This window comes from Streptococcus oralis subsp. oralis (assembly GCF_000960035.1).
GTDB classification, from domain to species: domain Bacteria; phylum Bacillota; class Bacilli; order Lactobacillales; family Streptococcaceae; genus Streptococcus; species Streptococcus oralis_G.
Genome location: NZ_JYGR01000005.1, coordinates 1,136,709 through 1,148,326, shown reverse-complemented (window position 1 = coordinate 1,148,326; position 11,618 = coordinate 1,136,709). Strand labels below are relative to the sequence as shown.

General features: G+C 43.3%; 10 protein-coding genes. All 10 read left to right on the top strand.

The genetic code is table 11. From position 1 onward, the window contains the following. Positions 1-188: 188 nt before the first annotated feature. The 10 genes from TZ92_RS08820 to recG all read left to right on the top strand — a co-directional run bounded on the left by TZ92_RS08820 (position 189) and on the right by recG (position 11,439). Entirely contained in the window at positions 189-1,040 is an 852-nt protein-coding gene (locus tag TZ92_RS08820; RefSeq protein WP_000830952.1) for a TPM domain-containing protein, read from the top strand. 160 nt (positions 1,041-1,200) lie between these two features. Beyond that, positions 1,201-1,797: a LemA family protein gene (locus TZ92_RS08815; RefSeq protein WP_000812473.1), complete on the top strand. Its 597-nt coding sequence runs from the start codon at positions 1,201-1,203 to the stop codon at positions 1,795-1,797. A 131-nt stretch (positions 1,798-1,928) separates the two neighbouring features. Next, positions 1,929-2,219: a hypothetical protein gene (locus TZ92_RS08810; RefSeq protein ID WP_033630095.1), complete on the top strand. Its 291-nt coding sequence runs from the start codon at positions 1,929-1,931 to the stop codon at positions 2,217-2,219. 143 nt (positions 2,220-2,362) lie between these two features. Then, positions 2,363-3,133 (top strand): DNA alkylation repair protein, encoded by a 771-nt coding sequence (locus tag TZ92_RS08805; RefSeq protein WP_033630094.1) that lies wholly within the window; start codon positions 2,363-2,365, stop codon positions 3,131-3,133. 115 nt (positions 3,134-3,248) lie between these two features. After that, positions 3,249-5,762: a preprotein translocase subunit SecA gene (gene secA / locus TZ92_RS08800; RefSeq protein WP_033630093.1), complete on the top strand. Its 2,514-nt coding sequence runs from the start codon at positions 3,249-3,251 to the stop codon at positions 5,760-5,762. A 79-nt stretch (positions 5,763-5,841) separates the two neighbouring features. Continuing rightward, positions 5,842-6,873 (top strand): 3-deoxy-7-phosphoheptulonate synthase, encoded by a 1,032-nt coding sequence (locus tag TZ92_RS08795; RefSeq protein ID WP_000231307.1) that lies wholly within the window; start codon positions 5,842-5,844, stop codon positions 6,871-6,873. Position 6,874: 1 nt separating this feature from the next. Beyond that, complete coding sequence (locus TZ92_RS08790) at positions 6,875-7,906, top strand: 3-deoxy-7-phosphoheptulonate synthase (RefSeq protein ID WP_033630092.1); 1,032 nt, start codon at positions 6,875-6,877, stop codon at positions 7,904-7,906. 44 nt (positions 7,907-7,950) lie between these two features. Next, positions 7,951-8,313, top strand: coding sequence for a holo-ACP synthase (gene acpS, locus TZ92_RS08785; RefSeq protein WP_033630215.1), 363 nt, complete (start codon positions 7,951-7,953; stop codon positions 8,311-8,313). Further along, entirely contained in the window at positions 8,303-9,406 is a 1,104-nt protein-coding gene (gene alr, locus TZ92_RS08780) for an alanine racemase (RefSeq protein ID WP_033630091.1), read from the top strand. The genes acpS and alr overlap by 11 nt, the downstream gene beginning before the upstream one ends. A gap of 17 nt (positions 9,407-9,423) precedes the next feature. Then, positions 9,424-11,439: an ATP-dependent DNA helicase RecG gene (recG, locus tag TZ92_RS08775; RefSeq protein WP_033630090.1), complete on the top strand. Its 2,016-nt coding sequence runs from the start codon at positions 9,424-9,426 to the stop codon at positions 11,437-11,439. Positions 11,440-11,618 lie beyond the last annotated feature (179 nt).

The following is an 11,618-nucleotide window of genomic DNA, read 5'->3' as shown; positions in this document are numbered from 1 at the left end:
CTTCATAGTCTTCTTTTTTCTATCTAAAAGGGGAGAAAAGAACCTATCAAATTGGAGGAGAATCTGTCATCAAATTTCAATCATTTTCCTAGATTTTGTAATCTATTTGTAATGAAAATGCACTTTTTTTGTAAAAATCAAAATGCTATAATTCCTTAAATCAATTTTCCTTTATCAGGGAGGTTATTATGAAAAGAAGCAGATTATTTAAACATAGTTTGTTGGTTCGCTTGCTTGGATTGCTGATGGTCTTTCTCTTCTTGTCAGCATTTACAGCACCTGAAAAACCTGAGTACGGAATCTATGACCCGGATCATTATTTAACGGATGAGACTATAAGTCAGATTCGGGAATTGAATAATGTCAATAGTAAAAAATCAGAAAAATTCCAGATGGGTGTTTACGTTGTGAAAAGCTTAGATGGAGAAACAATCGAGACTGTAGCCAATGAAACAGCTAGAGCTTGGAAGATTGGCTACTCGGGAGACAATCACGGTGTCTTGATTGTGGTAGCAGTCCAAGATAGAAAATCACGGATTGAAACCAGTAATAATGTGGCCAGTAAGATCACTGACTATCAGACTCACAGGTTCTTGACAACAGCACGTCCTTACTTTAAAAATGGTGATTATAACAAGGGTGTTCTCTCAATAGTCAATAATCTCAACTACATGTTCTATAGTGGATCGAGTACGACTGCTTCAAGTTCTAAAAGTAGTTACGACTATACTACCAACTCTAGTCGCTTAAGGGAACTGGAAAGGTATGCTGGTGAGAGGAGTTCTTCACGACGTCATCGAAAAAGCAGTTCGAGTGACGGAGTTATCGGATTTGGAATTCTCATTTACTTCATCGTGATGATTATCGGATTTATATCTGGAGGTCGTGGTGGTGGTTCACATGGCGATGATTCTGGCGGTGGCTGGTGGGGTAGTGACTCATCAGATTCAGGATCTTCTTGGTCTGACTCAGGCTCCGACTCATCTGGAGGCTGGGACGGCGGTGGCTTTGATGGCGGTGGTTCGTCTGATGACTGGTGAGTGATCATATATTGCTCAAACCGATTTCTCCATACAGTAAGGTGATTCCTTTGCAACAGTTCACTCCTTAATTAAAAATAAAAACAAAGTTTGGGAAATTGATTTAAAATCTGAGTATTTTCTCAGAAAAGTTGATAAAAGAAAGTGTTAAGGTTTTGATATGAAACAAAATAAAGTAATTCTCTCAATAGTGGCGATCTTTTTTGGACTACTAGTTCTGGGAAGTTGTTCCGCAGTGACGACCTATAATGGTCTGGTTGGTGAACAGACTAAAGTGGAGCAGGCTCAGGCCGATGTCTCGACGGCCCTCCAACGTCGTTCGGACTTGATTGGTAACTTGGTGGAGTCCGTTAAAGGACAAATGAATCATGAAACCGAAGTCTTTACCAAGATTGCTGATGCTAGAGCTAAAATCGGTAGTAGCTCAGTAACTTCGGAAGAAAACCAAAAGGCTCAGGGAGAATTGAGCTCTGCTCTTTCCCGCTTGATTTCCTTGACGGAGAATTATCCAGAACTCAAGAGCAATCAAAATGTTGAGCAACTAATGGTCGAACTTTCAGGCAGTGAAAATCGTATCTTTGTAGCACGCAAGGATTATAATAAAGTCGCAGCCGAGTACAATCAAAAGTTGAGAAGTTTTCCAACTGTGCTTTTTGCGAATATGATGAACTTTAAAGAAGCTGAAACCTTTAAAGAAACAGAAGAAGCCAAGACAGTTCCTAAGGTCGATTTTGGAACATCTTCATCAAGTCAATAAAGTGAATCAGCCTATGAATAAAGGAATTTCTCTAGTATGACTAGTGATTTCAAACCGAACCTGGAAAGCTTTTTCCAGGTTTTTTTGGTATAATAAAAGGGAAGAGACAGTGACTCAAATGGAGGTTTGCTATGGAGAAAACAAAAGCCTTTCTTGAAGCGCACTACAAGAGATATATCTTTACGATTTGCCTTCTCTGGTTCCTCATGTTTTTCCTCCCTTGGGATTGGCAAATAGGAGGAGTTTCAGTATATTATTTCGTTATGAAAAAACTCTTTGTGGTTTTTGGAGTTTTATCCATCCTATACTCCGTGCTGATTAAAAAAATCAGTCTTTTCTTCTCTGGCATCATCTTTTGCTTGGCCTTCTGGATCAATCTGTTTTTGTACTTTGGATTATTGCCAGCATTTTTGGGAAATTAAACATTAAAAATTGGTGGACTAGACGAGCTTCTAGTCCTTTTTACTTTCTTGACAAAATAGTTTGAGAAGTGAAAATGATTTTGTTGACAGGCAATCTGTATGATATAATAGCTTCCGTAAACAGAAGATTAAGGGATTTAAAAATGGCGAAAAAAGTAAAGGATTATTATGACTTGGCTTATGCTATGGATTTGAGTCGACGGTTGCAAGAAGCGTCCCCTGCTTTTGATCGACAAAAGTTTAGGCTCTTGTTAGAAAAAGACTTGGAAGAGTTGGAGTTTAGCCAGCGTCAAGAACTCTTGGCTAAAAGTATCAAAGAATGTCTTCCCCTATCTTATCAGGACTCTCTCAAGGTTTTTGAGAAAATTTTGGGTCCCGAGTTAGAGGGTGGTTTAGGTATGTTCTCAGAAGGATATTGGCTTTGGCCAATCGGGAAATATATAGAGCTATATGGGGACAAGGAATTTGAATTGAGCGCGGCCTTTAGTAAGGAACTAACCAAGCGATTTACTGGAGAATTTTCTATGAGACCCTTACTGGCTCGTTATCCTAAGGCTACAATGACTTTGCTGTTAGAATGGAGTCGGGATGAAAATTTGCGCGTTCGCAGACTTGCCAGCGAATGTATGCGTATCCGTCTGCCTTGGGCTAAGAGACAAACCGTCGTATTGGATTATTTTGAGGATTTCACCACTATTTTGACCAATCTAAAAGATGATAGAGATAAGTCTATTCAAAAAAGTGTAGCCAATAATCTAAATGATTTGTACAAGGAAGACCCTGATAAGTTTGAAAGGATTCTTCAAACTTGGCAAAAGGAGGAGCTGAGTCCAAGTTGTGCTTGGATCATCAAGCATGCATCTCGAACAAAAAACAAAAAGGTAGCCACAGAAGATTTATACAAAAAAAGCTGAATTTTGGCTGGCCTTTTCCGTTGTAAATTAAGGATTCTTTCTTGAAAAATAATGGTAAATATGCTAAAATTAAAAGAACATTCTAAAATATTCAGAATAAAAAGTAAGGAAAATCATGGCTAATATTTTAAAAACGATTATTGAAAATGATAAAGGAGAACTTCGTCGTCTGGAAAAGATGGCTGATAAGGTTCTTAACTATGAGAGCCAAATGGCTGCAATGTCAGACGAAGAACTAAAAGCGAAAACTGACGAATTTAAAGAACGATACAACAAGGGTGAATCACTTGATTCATTGCTCTATGAGGCTTTTGCGGTAGTTCGTGAAGCTGCAAAACGTGTCCTTGGGCTTTTCCCTTATAAGGTTCAGGTCATGGGTGGGATTGTTCTTCACCATGGTGACGTTCCAGAGATGCGTACCGGTGAAGGGAAGACCTTGACAGCGACTATGCCAGTGTACCTCAATGCCCTTGCAGGTAAAGGGGTTCACGTAGTTACAGTCAACGAATACCTAACAGAACGTGACGCGACTGAAATGGGTGAATTGTACTCATGGCTCGGTCTGTCAGTAGGGATCAACTTGGCAGCTAAATCTCCAATGGAGAAAAAAGAGGCTTACCTTTGCGATATTACCTACTCAACCAACTCAGAGATTGGTTTCGACTACCTTCGTGATAACATGGTCGTTCGTGCAGAAAACATGGTGCAACGTCCACTCAATTATGCCTTGGTCGATGAGGTTGACTCAATTTTGATCGACGAAGCTCGTACACCATTGATTGTTTCAGGTGCCAACGCAGTTGAAACAAGCCAACTCTACCATATGGCGGACCACTTCGTGAAATCCTTGGACAAGGACGACTATATCATTGACATTCAGTCTAAGACGATCGGTTTGTCAGACTCTGGTATTGACAAGGCTGAAAGCTACTTCAAACTAGAAAATCTCTACGACATTGAAAATGTAGCTCTTACTCACTTTATCGACAATGCCCTCCGTGCCAACTATATCATGATTCTCGATATCGACTATGTGGTTAGTGAAGAGCAGGAAATCTTGATTGTCGACCAATTTACAGGTCGTACCATGGAAGGTCGTCGTTACTCTGATGGTTTGCACCAAGCGATTGAAGCAAAAGAAGGTGTGCCAATCCAAGATGAGACTAAGACTTCAGCTTCTATTACCTACCAAAACCTCTTCCGTATGTATAAGAAATTGGCAGGTATGACAGGTACTGGTAAAACAGAAGAAGAAGAATTCCGCGAAATTTACAACATTCGTGTTATCCCAATCCCAACTAACCGTCCAATTCAACGTATCGACCACTCAGACCTTCTCTATGCAAGTCTTGATGCGAAATTTAAGGCTGTAGTTGAAGATGTAAAAGCTCGTTACCAAAAAGGTCAGCCGGTCTTGGTAGGTACAGTTGCCGTTGAAACGAGTGACTTCCTTTCTAAGAAATTGGTAGCAGCAGGTGTTCCTCACGAGGTCTTGAATGCGAAGAACCACTACAGAGAAGCGCAAATCATCATGAACGCTGGTCAACGTGGCGCAGTTACCATCGCAACCAACATGGCCGGTCGTGGTACCGACATCAAGCTTGGTGAAGGGGTTCGTGAACTTGGTGGACTTTGCGTCATTGGTACAGAACGCCACGAAAGTCGCCGTATTGATAACCAGCTTCGTGGACGTTCAGGGCGTCAAGGAGACCCAGGTGAGTCACAATTCTACTTGTCTCTTGAAGATGATTTGATGAAACGTTTCGGTTCAGAACGTTTGAAAGGTGTCTTTGAACGTCTCAACATGTCTGACGAAGCCATCGAATCTCGCATGTTAACGCGTCAGGTTGAAGCAGCTCAAAAACGTGTCGAAGGAAACAACTACGATACTCGTAAACAAGTCCTTCAATACGATGATGTTATGCGTGAACAACGTGAGATTATCTATGCACAACGTTATGATGTCATTACTGCAGATCGTGACTTGGCACCAGAAATCCATGCTATGATTCGTCGTACCATTGGACGTATCGTGGATGCACATGCTCGTTCGAAAGAAGATGAAAAATTGGAAGCAATCTTGAACTTTGCTAAGTATAACTTGCTTCCAGAAGATTCAATTAGCCGTTCAGACCTTGCAGGTTTGTCGGACCAAGCTATCAAAGATGAACTTTTCCAACGTGCCTTGAAAGTCTATGACAGCCAAGTTGCTAAGCTTCGTGACGAAGATGCAGTGAAAGAATTCCAAAAAGTCTTGATTCTACGTGTTGTAGACAACAAGTGGACAGACCATATCGATGCTCTTGACCAGTTACGAAATGCTGTTGGTCTTCGTGGATATGCCCAAAACAACCCTGTTGTAGAATATCAAGCAGAAGGTTTCCGCATGTTTAACGACATGATTGGATCGATTGAATTCGATGTGACCCGCTTGATGATGAAAGCACAAATCCATGAACAAGAACGTCCGCAAACTGAACACAATATCAGTACAACTGCGACTCGTAATATCGCAGCGCAGCAGGCAAGCCTTCCAGAAGATTTGGACTTGAGCCAAATCGGACGGAACGACCAATGCCCATGTGGATCAGGTAAGAAATTCAAGAACTGTCATGGTAAGAGACAATAATATGAGATAAGATACAGGCGGATACCTGGTAAAAATCATTTTTTGCTTGGTGTCCGTTTGCTTTATAAGGAGATGAATCATGGTATTTAAAGCTAAAAGTCCTAAAATTAACATTGAAGAAGTTCGCGCCTTGTCTAAATTAGAGGGAGCCGCTCTTGCGAGAAAAAATCAACGTGATCAGGAATTGGAAGCCATCATCCGTGGGGAAGACCAGCGTATTCTCTTGGTGATTGGACCATGTTCATCTGATAACGAAGAGGCGGTTCTCGAGTATGCCAAGCGTCTATCTGCTTTGCAAGAAGAGGTCAAAGACCGTATTTTTATGGTCATGCGTGTCTATACAGCTAAACCTCGTACCAATGGAGATGGCTATAAGGGCTTGATTCATCAACCAAATGCGACAGAAGCTCCTAGCTTGATCAATGGGATCAAGGCTGTTCGTCAGCTACACTACCGCGTGATTACTGAGACGGGTATGACAACAGCGGATGAGATGCTTTATCCTGAAAATCTTCCACTGGTGGATGATTTGATTTCTTATATGGCTGTTGGAGCTCGTTCTGTAGAGGATCAACAGCACCGTTTTGTAGCGAGTGGAGCAGACTTTTCAACAGGATTTAAAAATCCCACATCTGGAAATCTCAATGTCATGTTTAACGGGATTTACGCAGCACAAAATAAACAGAGTTTCCTTTTCCTCGGTAAAGAGGTGGAAACAACAGGGAATCCATTGTCCCACGCCATTCTTCGTGGTGCCTTGAATGAATACGGGAAAAATATTCCTAACTACTACTATGACAATTTGATGGATACCATTGATCAGTATGAAAAGATGGGCTTGGAAAATCCCTTTATCATCATCGATACCAATCATGACAATTCAGGCAAGCAATACATGGATCAAATCCGTATCGTTCGTCAGACCTTGATTAACCGTGACTGGAATGAGAAGATCAAAAAATACGTTCGTGGTTTTATGATTGAGTCCTATCTAGAAGATGGACGTCAAAATGAGCCAGAAGTTTTTGGTAAGTCCATTACAGATCCGTGTCTCGGATGGGACAACACAGAAGCACTTGTTCGCGAAATATACCAAACGCTAGGAGAGTAAGATGGCATTTATCGAAAAAGGTCAAGAAATTGATATTGAAGCAATCAAGGCTGCGACCCAGTTGTCACCTGAAGCCTTGCGAAAGAAAGAAGCCCGCGATAGAGAGTTGGCAGCCATTATCTCGGGTGAGGACGACCGAATCCTTTTGGTGATGGGACCTTGCTCTTCTGACAATGAAGAAGCAGTGCTTGAATATGCTCGTCGCTTAGCCGACTTGCAGAAAAAAGTTGCGGATAAAATTTTTATCGTGATGCGTGTCTATACGGCTAAACCTCGTACTAATGGAGATGGCTATAAGGGCATGATTCATCAACCAAATACCAGCGAAGCGCCTAGTCTCATCAATGGCTTGCAGGCTGTTCGTCAGCTGCACTACCGTGTGATTACGGAGACGGGCTTGACGACAGCTGATGAGATGCTTTATCCGTCAAATCTCGTTTTGGTTGATGACCTGGTCAGCTACCATGCTGTAGGAGCTCGTTCAGTGGAAGACCAGGAACACCGCTTTGTAGCCTCTGGGATTGATGCTCCGGTTGGGATGAAAAATCCAACATCTGGAAATCTTGGGGTCATGTTTAATGCCATCTATGCGGCTCAAAACAAGCAAACCTTCCTTTACCACAGTCAAGAAGTGGAAACTTCAGGAAATCCCTTGGCCCACGTTATCCTTCGTGGCGCCATGAACGAATATGGTAAAAATGAACCCAATTTCTACTATGAAACACTCTTAAATGCCATCAATCGCTACGAGACTATGGGACTTGAAAATCCCTTCATTATCATCGATACCAATCATGACAATTCTGGCAAGCAGTATATGGAACAAATTCGCATTGTTCGTCAAGCCTTGCTGAATCGTGACTGGAATGAAAAGATTAAAAAGACGGTTCGAGGCTTTATGATCGAATCTTACCTAGCAGACGGTCGCCAAAATCAACCAGAGGTCTTTGGTTGCTCCATAACTGACCCTTGTCTAGGTTGGGAAAATACAGTAGCCTTGGTAGAAGAAATTTATACTACCTTAACAAAATAAGTGAAAAGGATGGAGTTGGGGGAATCTCAGCTCCTTTTATGAGTATGATAGTTGGACACGGAATTGACATCGAAGAATTGGCTTCGATAGAAAACGCAGTTACACGACGTGAGGGCTTTGCTAAGCGCGTGCTGACCCCTAAAGAAATGGAGCGTTTTGCTAGTCTCAAAGGACGCAGGCAGATCGAATACTTGGCAGGCCGCTGGTCGGCTAAGGAGGCCTTTTCCAAGGCTATGGGGACAGGAATTGGCAAACTGACCTTTCAGGATTTGGAAGTTTTGAACAATGAACGCGGGGCTCCCTATTTTAATCAGGCGCCATTTTCAGGAAAAATTTGGCTATCGATCAGCCACACAGATCAGTTTGTGACAGCCAGTGTCATTTTGGAGGAAAATCATGAAAGCTAGTCCACATAGACCAACCAAGGCTCTGATATATCTGGGAGCTATTCGACAAAATATTCAGCAAATGGGGGCTCATATCTCTGAAGGAACGCTCAAGTGGGCAGTGGTCAAGGCCAATGCCTATGGTCATGGGGCTGTTGCCGTTGCGATGGCGATTCAGGACGATGTTGATGGATTTTGTGTTTCCAATATTGATGAAGCCATCGAACTTCGTCAGGCTGGACTCAGCAAGAAAATTCTCATCTTAGGAGTTTCTGAGCTAGAAGCTGTTTCTCTTGCTAAAGAATACGACATCACCTTGACAGTGGCTGGACTGGAGTGGATTCAAGCGCTCTTAGCTAGGGAGACAGATTTATCTGGTTTAACAGTTCACCTCAAGATTGACTCAGGGATGGGACGGATTGGTTTCCGAGATTCCAGTGAGGCAGAGCAGGCTCAAGCCTTGCTCCAACAACACGGTGCTCGTGTTGAGGGGATTTTTACCCACTTTGCTACTGCAGATGAGGAATCAGATACCTACTTTAATCAGCAGTTAGAATGCTTTAAAGCTATTTTGGCAAGTATGAAGGAAGTTCCAGAACTGGTTCATGCCAGCAACTCGGCAACGACCCTCTGGCATGCAGAGACTATTTTCAATGCAGTCCGTATGGGAGACGCCATGTATGGTCTCAATCCAAGTGGAGAGGTCTTGGACTTGCCCTATGATTTGACACCAGCCTTGACCTTGGAGTCTGCCTTGGTCCATGTCAAGACAGTTCCAGCTGGAGCTTGCATGGGCTATGGAGCGACTTATCAGGCGGATAGCGAGCAAGTCATCGCGACGGTGCCAATCGGCTATGCGGATGGTTGGACACGAGACATGCAGAATTTCTCTGTCTTGGTAGATGGTCAAGCTTGCCCAATCGTCGGACGAGTATCTATGGACCAAATCACCATTCGTCTGCCTAAGCTTTATCCGCTGGGAACAAAAGTAACTTTGATTGGCTCAAACGGGGACAAGGAAATCACAGCAACTCAGGTAGCGACCTACCGCGGAACCATTAACTATGAGGTGGTTTGTCTCCTCAGTGACCGCATTCCGAGAGAATATTATTAAAAAGAAAGGAGTAGAGCATGAATCTACACCAACCCTTGCATGTCTTGCCTGGTGTGGGACCAAAGTCAGCAGAGAAATACGCCAAACTAGGAATTGAAAACTTGCAAGACCTCTTGCTCTACTTTCCTTTCCGTTATGAAGATTTCAAAACCAAGCAGGTGCTGGAGCTGGAAGATGGCGAAAAGGCTGTTCTATCTGGTCAGGTAGTGACTCCAGCTAGTGTTCAGTATTATGGTTTCAAGCGCAATCGCCTGCGTTTTAGCCTCAAGCAGGGAGAAGTCGTTTTTGCGGTTAATTTCTTTAACCAGCCTTATCTAGCTGATAAGATAGCGCTGGGAGCAACCCTTGCCGTCTTTGGAAAATGGGACCGTGCTAAGGCTAGTCTGACTGGGATGAAGGTTCTGGCTCAGGTGGAAGATGACCTCCAGCCTGTCTATCGTCTGGCTCAGGGAATCAGTCAAGCCAGTCTGGTCAAGGTCATTAAGACAGCCTTTGATCAGGGGTTGGACCTTTTGATTGAGGAAAATCTTCCCCAGTCTTTACTGGATAAATACAAACTCATGTCCCGTTGCCAGGCTGTCCGTGCTATGCATTTTCCTAAGGATTTGGCAGAATACAAGCAGGCCCTTCGCAGGATCAAGTTTGAGGAACTCTTTTATTTTCAGATGCAGTTGCAGACGCTCAAGTCTGAAAATAGAGTTCAGGGAAGCGGTCTGGTTCTGAATTGGTCCCAGGAAAAAGTGACAGTCGTTAAAGAAAGTCTGCCTTTTTCCCTGACCCAAGCTCAGGAAAAGAGTTTGCGGGAAATATTGGCCGACATGAAGTCGGACCACCACATGAATCGTCTCCTACAAGGGGATGTAGGGAGCGGAAAAACGGTGGTTGCTGGCCTGGCCATGTTTGCGGCGGTGACGTCTGGCTACCAGGCTGCTCTCATGGTACCGACAGAAATCCTAGCAGAGCAACACTTTGAGAGTTTACAGAACCTTTTTCCAGACTTGAAACTGGCTCTCTTGACAGGATTCTTGAAAGCTACAGAAAAAAGAGAAGTCTTGGAGACCATTGCCAAGGGTGAGGTCGACTTTATTATCGGAACCCACGCTCTGATACAGGATGGGGTTGATTATGCTCGTCTTGGCTTGATTATCATTGATGAGCAGCACCGTTTTGGTGTGGGCCAAAGGCGTATTCTGAGAGAAAAAGGCGACAATCCTGACGTTCTCATGATGACGGCTACGCCCATTCCACGAACATTGGCTATCACGGCCTTTGGGGATATGGATGTTTCCATTATTGACCAGATGCCAGCAGGGCGGAAGCCGATTGTGACGCGCTGGATCAAACATGAGCAACTGCCTCAGGTCTTGACTTGGTTAGAGGGAGAAATTCAAAAAGGTTCGCAAGCCTATGTCATTTCTCCCTTGATTGAAGAATCTGAAGCTCTGGATTTGAAAAATGCCATTGCCTTATCAGAAGAGTTGACAGCTCATTTTGCCGGCAAGGCTGAAGTGGCTCTTTTACATGGTAAGATGAAGAGTGATGAAAAAGACCAGATCATGCAGGATTTCAAAGAGCGAAAAACGGATATTCTAGTTTCGACGACGGTTATCGAGGTTGGGGTTAATGTTCCCAATGCGACCGTTATGATTATCATGGATGCCGATCGGTTCGGTCTCAGCCAACTTCACCAGCTCAGAGGCCGTGTGGGTCGGGGTGACAAGCAATCCTACGCTGTTCTTGTAGCTAATCCCAAGACGGAGTCTGGGAAGGACCGCATGCGCATCATGACAGAAACGACCAATGGATTTGTCCTTGCGGAGGAAGATTTGAAAATGCGTGGTGCTGGTGAGATTTTTGGAACCAGACAGTCAGGACTTCCAGAGTTTCAAGTGGCTGATATTATCGAAGATTTTCCGATTTTAGAAGAAGCCAGAAAGGTTGCCAGCTACATTAGTTCGATAAAAGATTGGAAAGAGGATCCAGAATGGCGCATGATTGCTCTCCATCTAGAAAAGAGAGAACATCTAGATTAATACTCTTCGAAAATCAAATTCAAACCACGTCAACGTCGCCTTGGATTATATATGTAACTGACTTCGTCAGTCTTATCTACAACCTCAAAGCAGTGCTTTGAGCAACCTGCGGCTAGTTTCCTAGTTTGCTCTTTGATTTTCATTGAGTATAAGCTTTCTCTAAGGAAAACTTAAGCTAG